At 72.5% G+C, this 23,038-nt stretch carries 15 protein-coding genes; 11 read left to right on the forward strand and 4 right to left on the reverse strand.

All coding sequences use genetic code 11. The features are described from left to right. Positions 1-69: 69 nt before the first annotated feature. From JS521_RS05010 to JS521_RS05030, 5 genes are all read left to right on the forward strand, one after another. Positions 70-489, forward strand: a complete 420-nt coding sequence (locus JS521_RS05010) for a MarR family winged helix-turn-helix transcriptional regulator (RefSeq protein ID WP_205081559.1) — start codon at positions 70-72, stop codon at positions 487-489. A gap of 81 nt (positions 490-570) precedes the next feature. After that, a complete protein-coding gene (locus tag JS521_RS05015) occupies positions 571-3,525 on the forward strand; it encodes an FAD-binding and (Fe-S)-binding domain-containing protein (RefSeq protein ID WP_205081503.1) in 2,955 nt (984 codons plus the stop codon). Between the two features lie 263 nt (positions 3,526-3,788). Next, the gene (locus JS521_RS05020) at positions 3,789-5,273 is read left to right on the forward strand and encodes a Gfo/Idh/MocA family protein (protein ID WP_205081504.1); all 1,485 of its coding nucleotides are present in this window, start codon (positions 3,789-3,791) and stop codon (positions 5,271-5,273) included. 160 nt (positions 5,274-5,433) lie between these two features. Next, a complete protein-coding gene (locus JS521_RS05025) occupies positions 5,434-7,281 on the forward strand; it encodes an ABC transporter transmembrane domain-containing protein (RefSeq protein WP_205081505.1) in 1,848 nt (615 codons plus the stop codon). Next, positions 7,278-9,059, forward strand: a complete 1,782-nt coding sequence (locus JS521_RS05030; protein ID WP_205081506.1) for an ABC transporter ATP-binding protein — start codon at positions 7,278-7,280, stop codon at positions 9,057-9,059. The genes JS521_RS05025 and JS521_RS05030 overlap by 4 nt, the downstream gene beginning before the upstream one ends. Before the next feature lie 146 nt (positions 9,060-9,205). Here JS521_RS05030 and JS521_RS05035 read toward each other — a convergent pair whose 3' ends face one another. Next, positions 9,206-10,768 (reverse strand): fused MFS/spermidine synthase, encoded by a 1,563-nt coding sequence (locus JS521_RS05035; RefSeq protein WP_205081507.1) that lies wholly within the window; start codon positions 10,766-10,768, stop codon positions 9,206-9,208. 291 nt (positions 10,769-11,059) lie between these two features. Here JS521_RS05035 and JS521_RS05040 point away from each other — a divergent pair, with 291 nt between their 5' ends. Next, positions 11,060-12,421: an NAD(P)/FAD-dependent oxidoreductase gene (locus JS521_RS05040; RefSeq protein ID WP_030811531.1), complete on the forward strand. Its 1,362-nt coding sequence runs from the start codon at positions 11,060-11,062 to the stop codon at positions 12,419-12,421. Positions 12,422-12,467: 46 nt separating this feature from the next. Here the strand turns inward: JS521_RS05040 and JS521_RS05045 are convergent, their stop codons facing one another. Next, on the reverse strand, positions 12,468-14,003 hold the full coding sequence (locus JS521_RS05045) for an ATP-dependent DNA ligase (protein WP_205081508.1): 1,536 nt from the start codon (positions 14,001-14,003) through the stop codon (positions 12,468-12,470). A gap of 95 nt (positions 14,004-14,098) precedes the next feature. Continuing rightward, a complete protein-coding gene (locus tag JS521_RS05050) occupies positions 14,099-14,890 on the reverse strand; it encodes a metal-dependent hydrolase (RefSeq protein WP_205081509.1) in 792 nt (263 codons plus the stop codon). 78 nt (positions 14,891-14,968) lie between these two features. Here JS521_RS05050 and JS521_RS05055 point away from each other — a divergent pair, with 78 nt between their 5' ends. Continuing rightward, positions 14,969-17,542 (forward strand): DEAD/DEAH box helicase, encoded by a 2,574-nt coding sequence (locus tag JS521_RS05055; RefSeq protein ID WP_205081510.1) that lies wholly within the window; start codon positions 14,969-14,971, stop codon positions 17,540-17,542. A 34-nt stretch (positions 17,543-17,576) separates the two neighbouring features. After that, on the forward strand, positions 17,577-18,443 hold the full coding sequence (locus JS521_RS05060; RefSeq protein WP_205081511.1) for an acyl-CoA thioesterase: 867 nt from the start codon (positions 17,577-17,579) through the stop codon (positions 18,441-18,443). Positions 18,444-18,456: 13 nt separating this feature from the next. Here JS521_RS05060 and JS521_RS05065 read toward each other — a convergent pair whose 3' ends face one another. Next, positions 18,457-18,711, reverse strand: a complete 255-nt coding sequence (locus JS521_RS05065) for a DUF6011 domain-containing protein (protein WP_010062359.1) — start codon at positions 18,709-18,711, stop codon at positions 18,457-18,459. 182 nt (positions 18,712-18,893) lie between these two features. Here JS521_RS05065 and JS521_RS05070 point away from each other — a divergent pair, with 182 nt between their 5' ends. The 3 genes from JS521_RS05070 (at position 18,894) to JS521_RS05080 (ending at position 22,873) form a co-directional block, all read left to right on the forward strand. Further along, the gene (locus JS521_RS05070; protein WP_205081512.1) at positions 18,894-19,853 is read left to right on the forward strand and encodes a DUF389 domain-containing protein; all 960 of its coding nucleotides are present in this window, start codon (positions 18,894-18,896) and stop codon (positions 19,851-19,853) included. A 23-nt stretch (positions 19,854-19,876) separates the two neighbouring features. Beyond that, entirely contained in the window at positions 19,877-21,340 is a 1,464-nt protein-coding gene (locus JS521_RS05075; RefSeq protein WP_205081513.1) for a DUF2252 domain-containing protein, read from the forward strand. Positions 21,341-21,529: 189 nt separating this feature from the next. Next, positions 21,530-22,873, forward strand: coding sequence for a chloride channel protein (locus tag JS521_RS05080; protein WP_205081514.1), 1,344 nt, complete (start codon positions 21,530-21,532; stop codon positions 22,871-22,873). Positions 22,874-23,038 lie beyond the last annotated feature (165 nt).

Here is a 23,038-nt window from a genome sequence, read left to right on the forward strand (position 1 = left end):
GACCCCTCCGATTCCCCCGATTCCCCCGATTCTCGCGATTCCCGCGATTCCCGCGATTCCCGCGACGGCATGCTCGCCGAGCAGCTGCTGCGGCTCACCCGGCGGCTGCACCGCATCCAGCGCCGCCAGCTGGATCCGATCGACATCACTCCCGCCCAGTTCCGGTTGTTGCGGACGGTCGCGAGTTACGACGCGGCCCCCCGGATGGCGGATCTCGCCCGGCGGCTGGACGTCGTTCCGCGCGCCGTGACGACGCTGGTCGACGCCCTGGAGGCGAGCGGCCGGGTGCGCCGCGCCCCGGACCCCGACAGCCGCCGGGTGGTCCGCATCGAGATCACCGACGAGGGGCGCGCCACGCTGCGGTCCCTGCGCAGCGCGCGCCGGGCCGCCGCAGAGGAGATCCTGGCTCCATTGACCGCCGATCAGCGCGAGGTGCTCGGCGGGCTGCTGTCCGCTCTGGTCGACGGAATGCCGGAGCGCCACTGCTGAGAGCCACTGCTGAGCGTCACCGTTTGAAAGCCGTTGCCGCGTGCCGCCGCTGAGCGCCGCGCCGAGGGGAAGGCCGAACCCATGCCGCTGCTGGAGCCCGATCCCGAAGCCCTGCGTCCGGGAACGGCCCGGGAACCCGCCCCCGACCGGGTCACCGACCGCAGCGCGGGCGGCACCCCCGAGCCCCTGCGCTCCGAGCTGATCGCCCTGCTCGGCGCGGACAAGGTTCTCTGGAAGATCTCCGACCTCGTGCGGTACGCCTCCGACGCCAGCCCCTACCGCTTCCTCCCCCGGGTCGTGCTGGTCCCCGAGGACCTGGACGACGTGTCCGCGATCCTGTCGTACGCCCACGGCAAGGGCCGTGACGTGGTCTTCCGGGCCGCCGGCACCAGCCTCAACGGCCAGGCGCAGGGCGAGGACATCCTCGTCGACGTACGCCGGCACTGGACCGGCGTCGAGGTGCTGGACGACGGGGCGCGGGCCCGGATCCTGCCGGGCACCACCGTCCTGCGCGCCAATGTCACCCTCGCCCGGTACGGCAGGCTGCTGGGCCCCGACCCGGCCAGCGCCATCGCCTGCACTCTCGGCGGGGTCGTCGCCAACAACGCCTCGGGCATGACGGCGGGCACCACCCGCAACTCCTACCGGACGCTCGCCTCGCTCACCTTCGTCCTGCCGAGCGGCACCGTCGTCGACACCGCGGATCCCGCCGCCGACGAGGAGCTGGCCCACGCCGAGCCGGAGCTGTGCGCGGGACTGCTGGAGCTGAAGGCGGAGATCGAGGCGGACGAGGAGCTGACCGCCCGGATCCGCGCCAAGTACACGATCAAGAACACCAACGGATACCGCCTGGAAGCCTTCCTCGACGGGGCGACGCCGGTGCAGATCCTGCGGGGGCTGATGGTCGGCTCCGAGGGCACGTTCGGCTTCATCTCCGAGGTCGTGTTCGACACCCTGCCGCTGGACCGGCGGATCTCCAGCGCCCTGCTGTTCTTCCCCTCCCTCACCGCCGCCGCGGCCGCCGTGCCCCGGTTCAACGAGGCGGGGGCGATCGCGGTGGAGCTGATGGACGGCAACACCCTGCGCGCTTCGGTGAGCGTGCCGGGCGTTCCGGCGGACTGGGCGGCGCTGCCCCGGGAGACGACCGCGCTGCTGGTGGAGTTCCGGGCGGCCGACGAGGCGGGCCAGGCGGCGTTCGAGCGGGCGGCGGACGCGGTCGTGGCCGGGCTGGACCTCGTCCGTCCGGCGGCGTCCGTGACCAACGCGTTCACCCGGGACGCCGGGGCGATCGCCGGGTACTGGAAGGCCCGCAAGGCGTTCGTCACGGCGGTCGGCGGATCCCGGCCCTCGGGCACCACCCTGATCACGGAGGACTTCGCGGTGCCGCCCGCCCGGCTGGCCGACGCCTGCGCGGCGCTGCTGGAGCTCCAGTCGCGCCACGGCTTCGACGCCGCCGTGGCCGGCCACGCCGCGCACGGCAATCTGCATTTCCTGCTCGCGTTCGACGCGGCGAAACCGGCCGACGTGGCGCGGTACGACGCGTTCATGCAGGAGTTCTGCGCGCTGGTCGTGGACCGGTTCGACGGGTCGCTCAAGGCGGAGCACGCCACCGGACGCAATATCGCGCCGTTCCTGGAGCGGGAGTGGGGGCCGCGCGCCACCGAGCTGATGTGGCGGACCAAGCAGGTCATCGATCCCGCCGGGGTGCTCGCCCCGCGCATCGTCCTGGACCGGGATCCGCGAGCCCATCTGCGGGGCCTGAAGACCATTCCGAAGGTGGAGGCGGTCGCCGACCCGTGCATCGAGTGCGGTTTCTGCGAACCGACCTGCCCCAGCGAGGATCTGACGACCACTCCGCGCCAGCGGATCGTCCTGCGACGGGAGATGATGCGCCAGAGCGACGGCTCCCCGGTGGAGGCCGGCCTGCTGGACGCGTACGGCTACGACGCCGTGGACACCTGCGCCGGGGATTCCACCTGCAAACTCGCCTGCCCGGTCGGCATCGACACGGGGGCGATGATGAAAGGCTTCCGGCACCGCAGGCACACTCCGCGCGAGGAGCGGATCGCGGCGTTCACCGCGAAGAACTTCCGCGCGGTCGAGGCCTCGGCGCGGCTCGCCGTGGCGGCGGCCGACACGGTCGGGGACCGGGTGGGCGACGGCCCGCTGCAGGCCGTGACGCGGCTCGCCCGCAAGGCCGTGCGCCCCGATCTCGTACCGGAGTGGCTGCCGCAGATCCCCGGTGCTGCGGCCCGGCGGCTGCCGCCCACCTCCCGCGTCGGGGCGAGCGCGGTCTACTACCCGGCCTGCGTCAACCGCATCTTCGCCGGGCCGGACGGCGGCGACGCCGGCCCCGGGCTCTCCCTGGCCGAGGCGGTCGTCGCCGTGTCCGGGCGGGCCGGAAAGCCGGTGTGGATCCCCGAGGACGTCACGGGGACGTGCTGCGCGACGATCTGGCACTCCAAGGGGTACGACGCGGGCAACAGGATCATGGCGAACCGCATCGTGGAGGCGGCGTGGGGCTGGGCGGCGGGCGGGGCGCTGCCGCTGCTCGCCCTCGCCTCCTCGTGCACGCTCGGCATCGCCGAGGAGCTGGTGCCCTACCTCACCGAGGACAACCGGGCGCTGCACCGCGAACTGACCGTCGTGGACTCGCTGGTGTGGGCGGCCGAGGAGCTGCTGCCGCATCTGACCGTGTTCCGGACGGCCGGCTCGGCGGTCCTGCATCCGACCTGTTCGATGGAACACCTGGGTGACGTCGGCCAGTTGCGCGCCCTGGCGGCGGCCTGCGCGGAGGAGGTCGTGGTCCCGGACGACGCGGGGTGCTGCGCGTTCGCCGGCGACCGGGGCATGCTCCACAAGGAGCTGACCGACTCGGCGACGGCCAAGGAGGCTGCCGAGGTCGACCACCGCCCCTACGACGCCTACCTGTCGGCGAACCGGATGTGCGAGATCGGCATGGAACGCGCCACCGGGCACCCGTACCGCTCGGCACTGATCGAACTGGAACACGCCACCCGGCCGACTCTCCCCTGAGTCGTTGACGGCGGGCGCGGACACCCCCTCCGACGTGCACAATTGAGCGTTTCCCGGCCCCGATTGGTTGCACCAGTCGGGGCTTCGGCGTGCCGTGAGAAAAGTCCAAGGTTTGAGGACAAGAGTCCAAATACTTCCCTTGCGCACCATCAGCCTCACCCTCCAGGGTCCTTACCGAGACCCGGGCCCGCCGCCCGTTTCCGTACGGCGGGACCGGACGCGCTCGCGCACCGTCTGGACCCCCAACCCCACCTGGAGGCTCGATGAACGACGACGCCCGGCCCGCACCGGAACCGCAGGGCATACCCCCGCACAGTGGCGCGGCCGACGAGGCGAAGCGGCAGGATCCCAGCCGCCGTTCGGTGCTGTGGACCACGGCGGGCGTGGCCGGGGCCGGGATCGGCCTCGGCGCGCTGGGTGGCGGAACCGCGTCGGCGGCCGGGGCGAGTGCCCCCGAAGCCGTAGCCGCCGCGGAGGCCGTGGCCGCCGCCCCCGCCCGGCAGGGCCGCACCATGGCGGGCGTGCCCTTCGAGCGGCGTTCCACGGTCCGGGTCGGCATCATCGGCCTCGGCAACCGCGGCGACAGCATGATCGACCTCTTCCTCGCCGTACCGGGCGTCCAGGTCAAGGCGGTCTGCGACACGGTCCGGGACAAGGCGGAGAAGGCCGCCAAGAAGGTGACGGCCGCCGGTCAGCCCGCCCCCGCGATCTACGCCAAGGACGAGCACGACTACGAGAACCTCTGCAAGCGCGGGGATATCGACTTCGTCTACGTGGTGACGCCGTGGGAGCTGCACTTTCCGATGGCGAAGGCGGCGATGCTGAACGGCAAGCACGTCGGTGTGGAGTGTCCGATCGCGATGCGCCTGGAGGAGCTCTGGCAGCTCGTCGACCTCTCCGAGCGCACCCGGCGGCACTGCATGCAGCTGGAGAACTGTTGTTACGGCAAGAACGAGATGCGGGTGCTGCGCATGGCGCACGCCGGTCTCTTCGGCGAACTGCAGCACGGCGCGGGTGCCTACAACCACGATCTGCGCGAGCTGATGTTCGACCCCGACTACTACGAGGGTCCGTGGCGGCGGCTGTGGCACACCCGGCTGCGCGGTGACCTCTACCCCAACCACGGGTTCGGTCCTGTCGCCAACTACATGGACGTCAACCGGGGCGACCGGGCCGTGAGCATCAGCAGTGTCGGCACCACCCCCCTGGGGCTCGCCGCGTACCGCGAGGAGCACATGGAGCCGGGCGACCCGAGCTGGAAGGAGTCGTACATCGGGGCCGACCGGACGATCAGCCTCGTGCAGACGGCCAGGGGGCGGGTGATCCGGCTGGAGCACGACGTGTCGTCCCCGCACCCCTACTCCCGTATCAACAGCCTCGGCGGTACGCGGGGCGTGTTCGAGGACTACCCGGAACGCATCTATCTGGAGCCCACGAACACGGACCACCAGTGGGACGACTTCAAGAAGTACGCCGAGTGGGACCACTGGCTCTGGAAGGAGCACGCCAATCCGCCGGGCGGGCACGGCGGCATGGACTACATGATGGTCTTCCGTCTGATGCAGTGCATGCGGCTCGGGCTGGTCCCCGACTTCGACGTGTACGACGCGGCGACCTGGACGGCCCCCGTGCCGCTGAGCCACCTCTCCATCAAGGCCAAGGGCGCGCCGCTGCCGATCCCGGACTTCACCCGGGGCGAGTGGAAGAAGGCCCGGCCCGGCATGGACTCCGAGAAGCCCGCGGAGTGACGTTCCCGGGGTTCCGGGCCGGCCAGGCCCGGAACCCCGCAGGGCGGCGGAGGGCCGGAGGAAAACCGGTTGCCCCGGAACGGGACGAACAGGGAGCCTTGCACGTCACCCCGTTCTTCGAGGTCCGTCCGGATCTCCGTTTCACGAGCCCTGGGACGTCATGCAGATTCGCGACCTTCCGTATTCGGATCCCGGCGACCCCGATGTCCGTTCAGGCCCCCGCTTCCTGTTCTGGCTCGGGCGCAATCAGCTCGGGGGGCAGCTGAAGTCGCTCTCCTGGGGGCTGCTGCACCAGCTGGCCATCGCCGGTCTGCCGGTCACCGTGGGGCTCGCCGTCCAGGCCGTCATCGACCGCTCCGGGGGGCGGCTCGTGCTCGCGGGCGGCCTCATCGTGGCCCTCGGCGTGCTGATCGCCGTCGGCGACACCATGCTCCACCGGACCGCGGTGACCAACTGGATCACCGCCGCCGCGCGGGTCCAGCAACTGCTCGCCCGCAAGACCGCCGAGCTGGGTTCCGCGCTGACCCGCCGGGTCGCGGCCGGTGAGGTCGTGGCCGTGTCGACCGGAGACGTGGAGAAGATCGGCTGGTTCGTCGAGGCGCTCTCCCGCTTCGCCGCCGCGGCCACCGCCCTGGTGCTGATCTGCGTCGGCCTGGCGATCTACCTGCCGTCCCTCGGGCTGATGGTGGCGCTCGCCATGCCGGTGCTCGCCCTGGCCGTCCTGCCGTTGCTGCCGCGCGCCACCCGCCGCGCCGACGAGCAGCGCGAGAAGGCCGGGAAAGCCACCGAGCTGGCCTCGGACACCGTCGCCGGGCTGCGCGTGCTGCGCGGCATCGGCGGCGAGGAGCTGTTCCTCGGCCGCTACCGCCGCGCCTCCCAGGAGGTCCGCCGGGCAGCCGTACGCAGCGCCAGGATGTGGGCGCTGATCTCGGCGGTGCAGGTACTGCTGCCCGGGATCCTGCTGATCTCCCTGGTCTGGTACGGGGCGACGCTCGCCCGGGACGGCCGGATCGACGTCGGCCAGCTCGTCACCGTCTACAGCGCGGCGACCCTGATGCTGTTCCCGCTGCGTCACTTCGAGGAGATCGCGATGGCGTACTCCTTCTCGCGGCCGTCCGCCCAGCGTGCGGTGCGGGTGCTGTCGTTGCACCGCAGCTCGCGGGACGCCACCGTCGAAGGCGTGACGCCGGCCGGTGACCTGTACGACCCGGCGACCGGGCTGATGGCCCCGCGTGGGCAGTTCACGGCCGTCGTCTGCGGCGACCCGGACGAGGCGGGCCGGCTGGCCGAACGACTCGGCGGGCACGCGGATGCCGAGGAGTCCGAGGAAGCGGATCCCTCGGCGGCCCCGTCGGTGCTGCTCGGCGGGGTCGCCCTGGACGAGATCCCGCTGGACGCTGCACGGGCGGTCGTACTGGTCCAGGACAAGGACCCGGTGCTGCTCTCCGGCACACTCCGGGAGCTGCTCGACGTACCGTCCTCGGGCCTGGTCACCGCGGACGCGGCGTTGGAGGCGGCCCAGTGCGGTGACGTGCTGAGCGCCCTCGCGCAGGCGTCCGCCGACAACGACGGCGACCCGATGCGGACCCGGATCACCGAGCGGGGCCGGTCCCTGTCCGGCGGCCAGCGCCAGCGCCTCGCGCTCGCCCGGTCGCTGGTCACCGACCCGGAGGCGCTGGTGCTGGACGAGCCGACCTCCGCGGTCGACTCGCACACCGAGGCGCGGGTCGCCGCCGGGATCGCGAAGCTGCGCCGGGGGCGTACGACGGTGGCGTTCGCCTCGTCGCCGCTGCTGCTCGACGCCGCCGACCGGGTGGTGCTCGTCCACGAGGGCGCCGTGGTCGCCGTGGGAGACCACCGCGAGCTGCTGCGCACCGAACCGCGCTACCGGGCGGTCGTCACCCGGGAGACCGACGAGGAGACGGAGAACATCGCGTCCGTCCCCGCCATGAAGAGCGCCCAGGAACCCGCTGTGAAGAACGTCCAGGAAGTCGAGGAGAGGGCATGATCGGCGTCGCACCCCCGGCGTACGACCCCGCGGCACCGGAGTCGGCGACGACGCTGCCCGTGGGCACGCCGACGACCGTGCGGAGTTACGTACGGAGTCTGCTGCGCCGGCACCGCAGGGCGTTCACCGTCCTGATCGCGGTCAACGCGGTGGCGGTGATCGCCTCGATCACCGGACCGTATCTGCTGGGCGGGCTGGTCGAGGACCTGTCCGCCGGCGTCACCGACCTGCATCTGGAGCGTACGGCCGCGATCTTCGCGGTCGCGCTGGTCGTCCAGGTCGTGTTCACCCGCTCCATGCGGCTGCGCGGGGCGATGCTGGGCGAGGAGATGCTCGCGGACCTGCGGGAGGACTTCCTCGTCCGGTCCGTCGGGCTGCCGCCCGGGGTGCTGGAGCGGGCCGGGACGGGCGATCTGCTGTCCCGGATCACCACGGACATCGACCGGCTGGCGAACGCCATGCGCGAGGCCGTGCCGCAGCTGGCGATCGGCGTCGTGTGGGCCGGTCTGCTGATCGGCGCGATGGCCGTGACCGCTCCCCCACTGGCGCTCGCCGTGCTGATCGCGCTGCCGGTGCTGATCGTGGGCTGCCGCTGGTACTTCCGCCGGGCCCCCTCCGCGTACCGCTCGGAGGCCGCCGGTTACGCCGCCGTCGCCGCGATGCTCGCGGAGACCGTGGACGCCGGGCGGACCGTGGAGGCGCACCGCCTCGGCGGCCGCCGGGTGGCGCTGTCGGACCGGCGGATCACCGAATGGACGGCGTGGGAGCGGTACACGCTGTTCCTGCGCTCGGTGCTGTTCCCCGTCATCAACGCGACGTACGTGACGATCCTCGGCGCGGTCCTGCTGCTCGGCGGCTGGTTCGTGCTGGAGGGCTGGATCACGGTCGGGCAGCTGACGACGGGGGCGCTGCTGGCGCAGATGATGGTCGATCCGATCGGTCTGATCCTGCGGTGGTACGACGAGCTCCAGGTGGCCCAGGTGTCGCTGGCCCGACTGGTCGGCGTCCGGGAGATCGAGCCGGACGCGGGCGACGCCGGCGTGGGCCCGGTGGGCCGGGACGTGCGGGCGGACGACGTCCGGTTCGGGTACCGGGAGGGTGTCGACGTCCTGCACAAGGTGTCGCTCGACGTGGCTCCGGGCACCCGGCTCGCCCTGGTCGGCCCGTCCGGCGCGGGCAAGTCCACGCTCGGGCGGCTGCTGGCGGGGATCTACGCGCCGCGCACCGGTGAGGTGACGCTCGGCGGGGCGGAGCTGTCGCGGATGACGGCGGAGCGGGTCCGCGAGCAGGTGGCCCTGGTCAACCAGGAGCACCACGTCTTCGTCGGTTCGCTCCGGGACAATCTGCGCCTCGCCCGTGACGGGGCGAAGGACGCGGAGCTGTGGGCCTCGCTGGCCGCGGTCGACGCGGACGGCTGGGCGAAGGCCCTGGACAAGGAGCTGGACACCGAGGTCGGCTCGGGCGGGTTCACGCTGACCCCGGCGCAGGCGCAGCAGATCGCCCTGGCCCGTCTCGTGCTGGCCGACCCGCACACGCTGGTGCTGGACGAGGCGACCTCCCTGCTGGACCCACGGGCCGCCCGCCACCTGGAGCGTTCGCTGGCCCGGGTGCTGGAGGGCCGTACGGTGGTGGCGATCGCGCACCGGCTGCACACCGCGCACGACGCGGATGTGATCGCGGTGGTCGAGGACGGCCGGATCAGCGAACTGGGCAGCCACGACGAGCTGGTGGCGGCTGACGGCGCGTACGCGTCGCTGTGGCGGTCCTGGCACGGGTGAGGCGTCTCGTCCGGACGGCCTGGTGACCCCCTCTCGAACGGCCGGGGGCCACCGGGCCGTTCGACGTCACCGGGCCGTCCGGCGTCGTCGGGCCGTCCGGGGTCACCGGTCACCGAGCCGTCCGGCGTCAGCGAGGCGTCCGGAGATCAGCGGGCCGTTCGGACGGGGTGGGGCTGGAGGAGCTGGTCGACGGGTGCGTGGTCGTCGGTGAGCACCCGGGCGTTCCCGGTCCAGGCGGCGAGGGCGTCGCCGGTGGTGATCCTCCACCCGACGTCCCGGGCGTCCATGGCCTTCTGGACGGCGGAGGCGTCGAGCGGCCGGGCGGAGGCGACGACCACCATGTTGCCGCCGATGCTCGAAGCCGTGGGGTCCAGTCCGATGTCCGCGGGCTTCCCGAGCAGCGCGACATGCGGGAAGGTCGCGGCGAGGGTGGCGACCTCGGCGCGGGCGAAGGCGAGCCGGCCGTGGTCGATGAGGTTGGCAACGTACAGACCGTCCTCGTCGAGCGCCCGGCGTGCGTCGCCCAGCGCCTGGGAGGTCGTGAGGTGCCACGGTGCGCTGACGCCCCCGAAGGCGTCGCCGACGACCAGGTCGTGGCTGCCCGCCGCCAGCCGCCGCAGGCCCAGTCGGCCGTCCTCGACGCGTACGTCGATGCCGGTCGTGACCGAGGGGCCGAGGCCGAGCCGGTCGCGGTCGATGCGGACGACTCCGGGGTCGATCTCGGAGACGAGGCTACGGGTGCCGGGGCGGGTGGCCGCGAGGTAGCGGGGGAAGGTCAGGCCGCCGCCCCCGATGTGGTGGGCGGTCAGCGGTGCGCCCTCGGGGAAGGCGGTGTCGACCACGGAGGCGAAGGCGCGTACGTACGCGAACTTCAGGTACGTCGGATCCTCCACGTCGACGTAGGAGTGGCGCAGGCCGTCCAGGACGAGGGTGCGGCCGCTGTCCCGGTCGGGGTCCGCGACGACCTGGGCGCAGTGGTAGCGGGTCTCCGCGTCGCAGCCGCCGGGGGCGAAACCGGTGGCGAGGGTGCCCGCGACGACGGTGGCGAGCGCCACGGCCGAGGCGCGCCGCCACCGGCGGGCCCGCCACCCGACGAGGGCGGCCCCGACGACCAGCAGAGCCCCCAGGCCGATCAGGATGGAGCTGACGGGCAGCCGCGCGACCAGGACGAATCCGGTGAGGACGGTGCCGACGATGGCTCCGAAGGTGCCGACGCCCGACAGCCGCCCGACGACCGTCCCGGTCTCGGCGAGGCTGGTGAGCCGCAGCTTCGTCACGAAGGGGGTCACCGCGGAGAGCAGCGCGCCCGGCACCAGCAGGGTCGCCGAGGCGACCAGCAGGAGCAGCGCCGGCGACCACTCCGCGGTGGTACGGAGCAGGAGCGGGGTGAGCGCGACGACCACGCCCGACACGCCGAGCGCGGGGGCGATGAGCCGGTACGGATCGACCTGGTCCGCGACGCGCCCGCCGAGCCAGGAGCCCAGGGCGATGGCGGTCAGCGCGATGCCGATCACCATCGTGCTGGTCTCCAGGGTGAGGCCGAGGTAAGGGGCGAGCAGCCGCAGGGCGACGATCTCGACCACGAGGACCGCGGCCGACGACCCGAACACGAGGACCGCCGCGGCACGGGCACCCAGGGCGAGGTCGCGGGGCGGGGCGTCGCCCACGGGAGAGTCGTCGGCCACGGGAGAGGGGGGCGATGTGGTCACCGCAGCATCCTCGCACGGGGCGGGCGGCCGAACTCCCTTCGTTCCAGGGGGCGGAGTGCTCCGGCTGACCGGCTCCCCGAGCAGGTGCCGACCCGAGGACCGGGCTGCTACGGCCCCGGGGTGCTGCCCCGGCTGCGGCAACTGTCCGCCGCCCCTCCCCTCTGATCGGGCCCCGTTTCACCCCCGTCAGGAGGCGGATGCCTGAGCATCCGGTGAGGATGAGGGGTGAATCACCCGGTAAACGGGGCAGGCGAGCGCAGAACCACGCAAGCCCGAGAAGGGACCTAGACCGTGGCACCACCCAGGATTCTCGTCGTCGGCGCCGGCTTCGCAGGCGTCGAGTGCGTACGCCGTCTGGAGCGCAGGCTCGCTCCGGGCGAGGCCCAGATCACGCTCGTCACACCGTTCTCCTACCAGTTGTATCTGCCGCTGCTCCCCCAGGTGGCCTCCGGGGTGCTCACCCCCCAGTCCGTCGCGGTGTCGCTGCGCCGCAGCCGCCGCCACCGGACCAGGATCGTGCCGGGCGGCGCGATCGGCGTGGACACGCAGGCGAAGGTCTGTGTGATCCGGAAGATCACGGACGAGATCGTGAACGAGCCGTACGACTACCTCGTGCTGGCGGCGGGCAGCGTCACCCGGACGTTCGACATCCCCGGGCTGCTGGACAACGCCCGGGGGATGAAGACCCTGGCCGAGGCCGCGTACGTCCGCGACCACGTCATCGCCCAGCTGGACCTGGCGGACGCCAGTCACGACGAGGCCGAGCGGGCCTCCCGGCTCCAGTTCGTCGTGGTCGGCGGCGGGTACGCGGGCACGGAGACGGCCGCCTGCCTGCAGCGTCTGACCACCAACGCGGTGAAGCACTATCCGCGGCTGGACCCGCGCCTGATCAAGTGGCATCTGATCGACATCGCGCCCAAGCTGATGCCGGAGCTCGGCGACAAGCTCGGCCTGGCCGCGCTGGAGGTGCTCCGCAAGCGGAACATCGAGGTGTCGCTCGGAGTGTCGGTCGCCAAGGCGGGGCCGGAGGAGGTCACGTTCACCGACGGCCGGGTGCTGCCCTGCCGGACGCTGATCTGGACCGCCGGGGTGGCCGCCAGCCCGCTGGTCGCCACGCTCGGCGCGGAGACGGTACGCGGCCGGCTCGCCGTGACCCCGCAGATGAAACTGCCGGGCGCGGACGGGGTGTTCTCGCTCGGCGACGCGGCCGCGGTGCCCGACCTGGCGAAGGGCGACGGAGCGGTCTGCCCGCCCACCGCACAGCACGCGATGCGCCAGGGCCGGGTGCTGGCGGACAATCTGATCGCCTCGGTGCGCCACGAGCCGCTCAAGGACTACGTGCACAAGGACCTGGGGCTCGTCGTGGACCTCGGCGGCAAGGACGCGGTGTCCAAACCGCTGGGCATCGAGCTGCGCGGGCTGCCCGCACAGGCGGTGGCCCGGGGCTACCACTGGTCGGCGCTGCGGACGAACGTGGCGAAGACCCGGGTCATGACGAACTGGATGCTGAACGCGGTCGCCGGTGACGACTTCGTACGGACCGGGTTCCAGTCCCGCAAGCCGGCGACGCTGCGGGACTTCGAGTACACGGACGTGTATCTGACGCCCGAGCAGATCAAGGAGCACACGGCGGCGACGGTCATCAAGCACTGAGCCGCCCCGCCCCGTACGAGCGCGCCCCTTCAGGACAGGGGCGCGCTCACGGCTGCCGGGACAGGACCGTCTCCACGGTGTCCGCCTCCTGGGCGGTCTTGTCGTCGCGGTAGCGCAGGACGCGGGCGAACCGCAGGGTGACCCCGGCGGGGTAGCGGGTGGAGCGCTGGAGTCCGTCGTAGGCGATCTCCACGACGAGTTCCGGGCGCACGGTGACGACGTGGCCGTCGTCGCTGGCCGCCAGTTCGCCCAGCTTCTCGGTCTGCCACTCCAGCAGGGCGTCCGTGAGCCCCTTGAAGGTCTTCCCGAGCATCGCGAACGTACCGTCGGGCCGGCGTGCGCCCAGGTGCAGGTTGGAGAGCTTGCCGGTGCGGCGACCACTGCCCCACTCGACGGCTAGGACCACCAGGTCCAGGGTGTGCACCGGCTTGACCTTCAGCCAGGACGCGCCCCGGCGACCGGCGCTGTAGGTGGCGGTCAGGTCCTTGACGACGACGCCCTCGTGGCCGCGTTCCAGGGTGTCGGCGAGGAACGCGTCGGCCGCCGCGCGGGCCTGCGGGTCCTCCGCGTCGGGGACGAGGGCGCGGCGGACCCGGAGGTGCTCGGGGAGAAGCCGGGCCAGGGCCGCGTGGCGGTCGGTGAAGGGCAGGTCGAGCAGGTCCTCGTCGTCGACGCGGAGCGCGTCGAAGAAGACCGGGACGACGGGCACGTGCGCCGCCGCCTCCGCCACGTCCCGCCGTGAGCCCACCCGGGAGGCGGTCTCCTGGAACGGCCGGGGCCTGCCGTCCTCCCCCAGGGCGATCACCTCGCCGTCCAGGATGAAGCGGCCGGCCGGAAGGGTGGAGACGGCGGCGGTCAGCTCGGGCAGCCGGTCGGTGATGTCGTCGAGGGTCCGGGTGTAGGCGCGGATCCGGTCGCCGTCGCGGTGGACCTGCACCCGGATGCCGTCGAGCTTCTCCTCGACCGCGCACGCGCCCAGCTTGTCGAGTGCCTCGCCGACCGAGGCGGCGGTGTGCGCCAGCATCGGCTGGACGGGCCGCCCGACCGTGAGCCGGAAGGCGGCGAGCGCCTCGGGCCCGTCCGCGAGCAGGACACCGGCGACCTCCTGGAGCGATCCGGCGAGCATCACGGCCCGCCGGACGTCGGCGGGCGGGACGTCGGCGGCATGGGCCAGGGCGTCGGCGGCGACGGCGTCCAAGGCCCCCTGGCGTACCTCGCCGGTGAGCAGGGCCCGCAGGAAGCGCTGCTCGTCCTCGGTGGCGGCGGAGAACAGGGCGCGCAGGTGCTCCTTGCGCCGGGCCTGGGAGCCGGGGCCGGCGACGGCGGCGAGGGCGGTCAGCTCGGCGTCGACGCCGGTGACGGTGAGGGTGGGCTCCGGCGCGGGCTCCACGGGGTCGCCGAGCGATCGCCACCCCACCCCGATCCGGCCCTGCGGCAGCCGTCCGGCGAGGTACGGGATGACGACGGGGACGTCCTCGGGTCCGGCGTCCCGGAAGAGACCGGCGAGGAGCGCCACCTTCTTGGACCGGGCGGAGGTGGCGGCGACCTCCAGGGACACCTGGGCGAGCTCGGCGAGCAGCATGCGCCCATGGTGCTACGGGGCGGGGCGCGCCGCCCGCCGGAAGGGCGCCGGACGCGCCGACCGCCTCACGGGCGGCAGGCACGGCCGGCGGTGCGTCATATGAAGTTGAGGGCGGCCGCCCCGCCCACTCCCCCGAGGACCATGAAGGCGGGCATCAGCAGCTTGATCTCCACCCAGCTGCCGGCCCGGAAGCGCATGAACTTCGGCGGGCCGAGCGGGTACCACCGCTTGCCGCCGATCGGGAGGGGCCACAGGATCGGGCAGCCGGAGATGGTCAGGGCGTCGCCGATGTCGTGGACGAGGGCGCCGAGCACGATGGGCAGGCCGAGCCACATGTACTCCTGGCCGGGGGCGTCGAACAGCCAGCCGGCCCCGTTGCCGGGCTGGTCGAGGACGCCCGCGAGGATCCAGGCGCTGGTCGCGCCGAGCAGCCAGACGAGCACGTCGCTGGAGACCCTGGCCGCCCGCCAGAGCAGGCCCTCCACGGCGAGCACCAGATGGACGAAGAGGATCGCGAGGACTCCCCAGCGCCCTCCGGCGACCGCGGCGAAGGAGCAGCCGGCCCCCATCAGCACCGCGAAGAACCAGGTGTGGGTGAGGGTGCGGTGGCCGCCGCTGCGGCGAGGGTCCGCAGTGCTCTTGGTGGCCTTGTAGACGGCGTAGGAGAGCTTGTCGACGATCTCGCAGAGGGCCTTGGATATCGGGCCGAAGGCGCGCGAGATGGTCGCGGCCTTGTGATCGAGGTCGGGGGCGAGCGCCGCTCCGGCGCAGATCAGCGCCCCGACGACGAGGACGGGCCAGGGCATCGTGTGGCCCGCGGCGGCGGCGGCCGCGCCCACCCCCAGCCAGGCCGCTGCCCCTGACAGAGAGTGTGCCGGTCCCATCATGGTCTTTTCCCGCCCCCAGAGGTTCGTACGCCCATCACCGGTACGGCGCGGGCAGGTTGAGACCGCAGCGTATCGCCCATGATCTTGGTCGCGTCGGCCGGTTCCCTCATCCGGCCGGAAGACAGGCAAGATGGGGGCGTGACCCTCATCGACCAGCTTCCCCAGACAGCCGACCCTGACGCCCTCTTCGAGGCCTTTTCCTCATGGACCGAGAGCCAGGGCATCACGATGTACCCGGCTCAGGAGGAGGCGCTGATCGAGGTGGTCTCCGGGGCGAACGTGATCCTGTCCACCCCGACCGGCTCGGGCAAGAGCCTGGTGGCGGCGGGCGCGCACTTCACGGCGCTGGCGCAGGACAAGGTCACCTTCTACACGGCTCCGATCAAGGCACTGGTGTCGGAGAAGTTCTTCGACCTGTGCAAGCTCTTCGGTACCGAGAACGTCGGCATGCTGACCGGCGACGCCTCGGTCAACGCGGACGCCCCGGTGATCTGCTGTACGGCCGAGGTGCTGGCCTCCATCGCGCTGCGCGACGGGAAGTACGCCGACATCGGCCAGGTCGTGATGGACGAGTTCCACTTCTACGCCGAGCCGGACCGCGGCTGGGCCTGGCAGATCCCGCTGCTGGAGCTGCCGCAGGCGCAGTTCGTGCTGATGTCGGCGACGCTCGGCGACGTATCGATGTTCGAGAAGGACCTGACCCGCCGCACCGGCCGCCCGACCTCGGTGGTGCGCTCGGCGACCCGCCCGGTGCCGCTGAGCTACGAATACCGTTTCACGCCGATCACCGAGACGCTGACCGAGCTGCTGGACACCCGGCAGTCGCCGGTCTACATCGTGCACTTCACGCAGGCGGCGGCCGTCGAGCGGGCGCAGTCGCTGATGAGCATCAACATGTGCACGAAGGAGGAGAAGGAGAAGATCGCCGACCTGATCGGCAGCTTCCGCTTCACCACCAAGTTCGGCCAGAACCTCTCCCGTTACGTACGCCACGGCATCGGCGTCCACCACGCGGGGATGCTGCCCAAGTACCGCCGCCTGGTGGAGAAGCTGGCCCAGGCGGGTCTGCTGAAGGTGATCTGCGGTACGGACACGCTCGGCGTCGGCGTCAACGTACCCATCCGTACGGTGCTGTTCACGGCGCTCACCAAGTACGACGGCACCCGGGTGCGGACCCTGCGCGCGCGGGAGTTCCACCAGATCGCGGGCCGCGCCGGGCGGGCCGGGTTCGACACGGCCGGGTTCGTCGTGGCGCAGGCCCCCGAGCACGTCATCGAGAACGAGAAGGCCGTCAAGAAGGCGGGCGACGACCCGAAGAAGAAGCGCAAGGTCGTCCGCAAGAAGGCCCCCGAGGGCTTCGTCGCCTGGTCGGAGACCACCTTCGACAAGCTGATCCAGTCCGAGCCCGAGCCGCTGAACTCCCGTTTCCGGGTGACGCACACGATGCTGCTCGCGGTCATCGCCCGCCCGGGCAACGCCTTCGAGGCGATGCGGCATCTGCTGGAGGACAACCACGAGCCGCGCCGGGCGCAGCTGCGGCACATCCGGCGGGCCATCGCCATCTACCGTTCGCTGCTGGACGGCGGCGTGGTGGAGCAGTTGGAGACGCCGGACGCCGAGGGCCGGATCGTGCGGCTGACGGTCGACCTCCAGCAGGACTTCGCGCTGAACCAGCCGCTGTCCACGTTCGCGCTGGCCGCGTTCGACCTGCTGGACGCCGAATCGCCGTCGTACGCACTGGACATGGTCTCGGTCGTCGAGTCGACGCTGGACGACCCCCGGCAGATCCTGGCCGCCCAGCAGAACAAGGCGCGCGGCGAGGCCGTGGGGCAGATGAAGGCGGACGGGGTCGAGTACGAGGAGCGGATGGAGCGGCTCCAGGAGGTCACGTACCCGAAGCCGCTGAGCGAGCTGCTGTGGCACGCCTACGACGTGTACCGCACGAGCCACCCGTGGGTGAACGACCACCCGGTGTCGCCGAAGTCGGTGATCCGGGACATGTTCGAACGGGCCATGACGTTCACGGAGTTCACCTCGCACTACGAGCTGGCCCGGACCGAGGGCATCGTGCTGCGGTATCTGGCGAGCGCGTACAAGGCGCTGGAGCACACGATCCCGGACGACGTGAAGTCGGAGGACCTCCAGGACCTGATCTCCTGGCTGGGCGAGATGGTGCGTCAGGTCGACTCCAGCCTGCTGGACGAGTGGGAGCAGCTGGCCAACCCCGAGGTGGAGACGGCCGAGCAGGCGCAGGAGAAGGCTGACGAGGTCAAGCCGGTCACGGCCAACACCCGCGCCTTCCGGGTGCTGGTGCGCAACGCGATGTTCCGGCGGGTGGAGCTGGCCGCGCTGGACCGGGCGGGTGCTCTGGGCGAGCTCGACGGCGAGGCCGGGTGGGACGAGGACGCGTGGGGCGAGGCCCTGGACGCGTACTGGGACGCGCACGAGGAGATCGGGACCGGTCCGGACGCGCGGGGTCCGAAGCTGCTGAAGATCGAGGAGGACCCGGCGCACGGGCTGTGGCGGGTCTGGCAGGCGTTCGCCGACCCGGCGGGCGACCACGACTGGGGCATCAAGGCCGAGGTGGACCTGGCGGCGTCCGACGAGGAGGGCCGGGCGGTCGTCCGGGTCACCGAGGTCGGCCAGCTGTGAGCGCATCCCTGACGCGGAACTGGAGAGGTACGGCATGACGAACCCGGCCGAGCATCTGGTCGACCTTCTCGACCTGGAGCCGATCGAGGTCAACATCTTCCGCGGCCGCAGCCCGGAGGAGTCCTTGCAGCGGGTCTTCGGCGGGCAGGTCGCGGGCCAGGCGCTGGTGGCGGCGGGCCGGACCACGGACGGGGAGCGGCCGGTGCACTCGCTGCACGCCTACTTCCTGCGCCCGGGCCGTCCCGGCGTGCCGATCGTCTACCAGGTGGAGCGGGTCCGCGACGGCCGGTCCTTCACCACCCGGCGGGTGACGGCCGTCCAGGAGGGCCGGACGATCTTCAACCTGACGGCGTCCTTCCACCGCCCCGAGGAGGCGGGCTTCGAGCACCAGCTGCCGCCCGCCCGGATCGTCCCGGACCCGGAGGAGCTGCCGACGGTCGCCGAGGAAGTACGCGAGCACCTGGGCGCGCTGCCGGAGGCGCTGGAGCGGATGGCCCGCCGCCAGCCCTTCGACATCCGTTACGTCGACCGGCTGCGCTGGACGAAGGACGAGATCCAGGACGCCGATCCGCGCAGCGCGGTGTGGATGCGGGCGGTGGGCCCGCTGGGCGACGACCCGCTGGTGCACACCTGCGCGCTGACGTACGCGAGCGACATGACGCTGCTGGACGCGGTACGCATCCCGGTGGAGCCGCTGTGGGGTCCGCGCGGCTTCGACATGGCGTCCCTGGACCATGCCATGTGGTTTCACAGGCCGTTCCGGGCGGACGAGTGGTTCCTGTACGACCAGGAGTCGCCGATCGCGACGGGTGGCCGGGGCTTGGCGCGGGGCCGGATCTACGACCGTTCGGGGCAGCTCCTGGTGTCGGTGGTGCAGGAGGGTCTTTTCCGGCGGCTGTAATGCGGGGCTCGGCTCAGGTGCCCGGCAGCGGGTCCTGGTCGACCTCGTGGCGGCGGGTGCGGATGTCCGGTGGCGCCGGGTGCAGCTTGGCGTCGCAGGACGGGCCGAGACCGGCCCGCCGCGAGTCGGTCCCGGTCAGGGGCCTGCCGCAGAGCCGGCAGCGGACGAGGCGGCGGCCCTCCGGCGTTCCGTCGTCGGTGGCCGACTCCTCGCGGACCGCTTCGTCGGCCCCGGGCAGTGGTTCGGGAAAGGCATCGGGTGTGTCCACCCCTCGATGATCCCAGCACGGGTGATCCCAGCACGGGCGGGCTGCGGCCCTCGGCTCCGGGCTTCCCGGCCGGGGCACCCGGTTTGCCGAACGGTGCCGGGGCCGCGTTACTGGAGTGAGCCCCGGGCCGCCTGCCGGGCGCAGCTCCGTGCGACGGGGCCGGGAGCCGCGGAGGTGCCGGGATGGACATGATCCACATCCGCGCGGTGAGTCCGCCGGACCTGACCGACGAGGTCGTCGGTCTGCTCTCGGGCGACCCCTGCGTGCTCAACCTGATCGTCCAGCGGGACGCGGCGCGCCGCCCCGACGGCGACGCCATCGCCTGCGACGTACTGACGGGCGCGGCCAACGACGTGCTGCACCGCCTGCGCGCCGTCCACCTCGACCGGCGGGGCTCCCTCGTCATCGAACCCGTCGACATGGCCTTCTCCGGTGCGGCCACCGAAGGCGGGCAGCGCGAGCTGGGGCCGCTGAGCCGGGCCCCGGTCTGGGAACAGGTCGAGGCGCGCATCAGGTCCGGGGGCCGGTACCCGCCGAGCTTCTACCTCTACCTGGTCGTCGCCGGTCTGATCGGGTCGGTCGGCATCGTCACCAACTCGCAGATCCTGATCGTCGGGGCGATGGTCGTCGGGCCTGAGTACGGCGCGATCGTCAGCGTGGCGCTGGGCATCGACCGGCGCCACCGGTCGATGGTGCGCAGCGGGCTGGCCGCCCTGGGCGCCGGCTTTCTCCTCACCATCGTGGTCACCTTCCTCTTCGCCCTCCTCATCCGGGGTTTCGGGCTGGAGTCGGAGGCGTTCGACCGGGGGCTGCGGCCCGTCTCCAACCTCATCAACACACCCAACTTCTTCTCCGTCGCCGTCGCCACCCTGGCCGGGATCGTCGGAATCGTGTCGCTCACCGAGGCCAGGACGAGCGCCCTTCTCGGGGTGTTCATCTCCGTGACGACGATCCCGGCCGCCGCGGACATCGCCGTCTCCTCGGCGTTCACCAGTTGGTCCGATGTGCGGGGCTCGGCCGTCCAGCTCGTCGTGAACATCCTCGTGCTGATCGTGGTGGGCACGGCCACCCTCAAAGCCCAGCGCGCGATCTGGCAGCGGGTCCGCCTGCGGCGCGACCGCCGACTCGCCGAGAAGGCCTGAGGAACACCGGAAGGAGCCACTTCATGGACCGGGAGGCCGAGGCGCCGCTGCGCGCCGCGCCGCACGCGACACCGGCCGAACGCGCGGCGCTGGGCAAGGCCGCCCGCCGGCAGGCGCCCCGGTCGAGCCACGCGGAGTTCACCGCGTCGCCGCACCGGCCCGACCCGCTCACCGTCCTCGAAACGCAGTCGGCGGACCGGGTTCCCGAGCTGGTCCCGATCCGCTACGCCCGGATGACCGAGTCCCCGTTCCGCTTCTACCGGGGCGCGGCCGCCCTGATGGCCGCGGACCTGGCCGGCGCCCCGGACTCGGGGATCCGGGCGCAGTTGTGCGGCGACGCCCATCTGCTGAACTTCCGGCTGCTGGCCTCCCCCGAGCGGAATCTGCTCTTCGACATCAACGACTTCGACGAGACGCTGCCGGGGCCCTGGGAGTGGGACGTCAAGCGGCTCGCGGCCAGCCTGGTCATCGCGGGGCGGGCGAACGGCTTCACGGACTCGGAGCGGGCCGGGATCGTGGGAGCCGCGGTCCGCTCGTACCGGGAGGCGATGGCCCGGTTCGCGGGCATGCGCAATCTGGACGTCTGGTACGCGCGGACGGACGCCGAGCGGCTGCGTACGGTGGCCGCGGAGCAGCTGGGCGGGCGGGGCCGCAGGAACGTCGACCGGGCGTTGGGGAAGGCCCGGTCCCGGGACAGTATGCAGGCGTTCGGGAAGCTCGCCGAGGTGGTGGACGGGCGGCTGCGGATCGCGGCGGACCCGCCGATGGTCGTGCCGCTGACCGACCTGATGCCGGGGGTGGACCGGGACGCGCTGTTCCGGCAGTTCGGCTCCATGCTGGCGGGGTACGGGCGCAGCCTGCCGTCCGACCGGCGCAGTCTGCTGGAGGACTTCGAGCTGGTGGACGTGGCGCGGAAGGTCGTCGGTGTGGGCAGTGTCGGCACCCGGTGCTGGATCGTCCTGCTGCTCGGCCGGGACGGCGGGGATCCGCTGCTGCTCCAGGCGAAGGAGGCCGGTCCCTCGGTGCTGGCCGAGTACAGCGGGGCGAGCCGGTACGCGAACCAGGGGGAACGGGTGGTCGCGGGGCAGCGCCTGATGCAGGCGGCCGGTGACATCTTCCTCGGCTGGGAGCGGGCGGACGGCCTCGACGGCCGGAGCCGGGACTTCTATGTGCGCCAGTTGCGCGACTGGAAGGGCATAGCCGAGCCGGAGTCGATGGCGCCGAAGGGGATGCGGGTCTTCGGCGAGGTGTGCGGGGCCACGCTGGCCCGCGCCCACGCCAGGTCCGGGGACCGGATCGCCATCGCCGCTTACCTGGGCTCCAAGGATGTCTTCGACCGGGCGGTCGCCACGTTCGCGGAGTCGTACGCGGACCGCAACGAGCTGGACCACCGGGCGCTGGTGGAGGCGGTGGCCGCGGGACGGCTGCCGACGGCCGACGCGAACGGCACCTCCGGCGCGGACGGTCTCCCGGGGCCGGGCGGCTGACCTTCCGCACCGGAGGGTGTGTTCCCGGCGGCAGAGGGCGGCCCGGTCCACTGCCGCGTGGTATCCCGGCGTTAAGCCGTGGGGGTGTACCTCCCGTTTCCGATGGTCGGCGGCCGGGGGTGTACCCGTGCCCGGCGGCCAGGGGAATGCCCCTTTCCCCGACCGTCGTCACGCCGAGGAGCCGAGACCATGCCGACCACGCCCCCGGTCACTCCCCTCCCCGCACCGGAGGACCCGTACGCGGCGGTCCGTACGCGGAAGTACGCGGGGTTGCTGCTGATGGCGGCCGTGCTCGGGGTGCCGGTCTCCGCGATCGCGTTCGGCTTCCTGGCGCTGGTCTCGGAGCTCCAGTCGCTGACGTACACGGAGCTGCCGAAGGCGCTGGGGTTCGAGGCGACCCCGTCGTGGTGGCCCGTTCCGTTGCTCGGCGTCGCCGGGCTCCTGGTCGGGCTGGTCGTCCGCCGGCTGCCGGGCGGGGGCGGGCACCGGCCGGCGGAGGGGCTGGTGTCGACCGGTGCGCCTCCCGCGGCCGATCTCCCCGGGATCGTGCTCGCGGCGCTCGTCTCGCTGGGCGTGGGCGCGGTGCTGGGGCCGGAGGCGCCCCTGATCGCGCTGGGCGGCGGGCTGGCCGTCTGGGCGGCGGGCCGCGTCAAGCGGGACCTGACGCCGGACGCACGGTCCCTGGTCGGCGCGTCGGGCAGCTTCGCCGCGGTGAGCGCCCTGCTGGGGTCGCCGCTGCTGGGCGCGTTCCTGCTGATGGAGGTGTCGGGGCTGGCCGGGCCGATGCTGGGCGTGGTCCTGGTGCCCGGGCTGCTCTCGGCGGGAATCGGCGCGCTGATCTTCACGGGGCTGGGTTCCTGGACGGGGCTGGGGACGTACTCCCTGACGCTGGGCGAGGTGCCCCCGGCGGCCACCCCGGATGCCGCCGGGTTCGGCTGGGCGCTGGTCCTGGGGGTCGCGGCGGCCTTCGCGGGCGCGGGCATCCGCCGACTGTCGCTGGTCCTCCAGGAACGCGTGGAGCGGCGGACGGTGGTGGCCACGGCGGTGATGGGCCTGGTCGTCGGCGCGCTGGCGCTGGTGTACGCCGAGACGTCGGGCAAGGACGGTTCCGAGGTGCTGTACTCGGGCGAGCACGAACTGGGCCATCTCCTGTCCGCGAGCGCGGAGTATTCGGTCGGCGCGCTCGTACTGCTCATCGTCTGCAAGTCGCTCGCCTACTGCGCCTCGCTGAGCTGCTTCCGGGGCGGCCCGGTGTTTCCCGCCATGTTCGTGGGCGCGGTGGGCGGTATCGCGCTGTCCCATCTGCCGGGGCTGCCTCTTACGGCGGGGTTCGCGATGGGCGTCGGGGCGATGTGCGTGGCGATGCTGCGGCTGCCGATGACCTCGGTCCTCCTGGCGACGCTTCTGCTGGGCAGGGAAGGGGTCACCGTGATGCCCCTGGTGATCGTGGCGGTGGTGGTGGCGTACGTGGTGACTCTCCGGCTGACGCCCGCGCCGGCGGACCGGGACGGGGTGCGGCCGGAGGCCGGGTGAAGTCTCCCGTACCGGTGTCATCCGTACCCGGTGGCGAGCAGCGCATCCGGGTAGGGGGTGGACGGCACCGGTGGAGGTGACGGTCACCGGGGGCGCACTCCGTGCACCCTGGAGACGGCCTCCGCCCGGGGCGCGCGGCCCGCTCCCGGCTGCGCCGCCGCGCCC

It is taken from the genome of Streptomyces durocortorensis (genome assembly GCF_016901035.1).
Lineage (GTDB): Bacteria > Actinomycetota > Actinomycetes > Streptomycetales > Streptomycetaceae > Streptomyces > Streptomyces durocortorensis.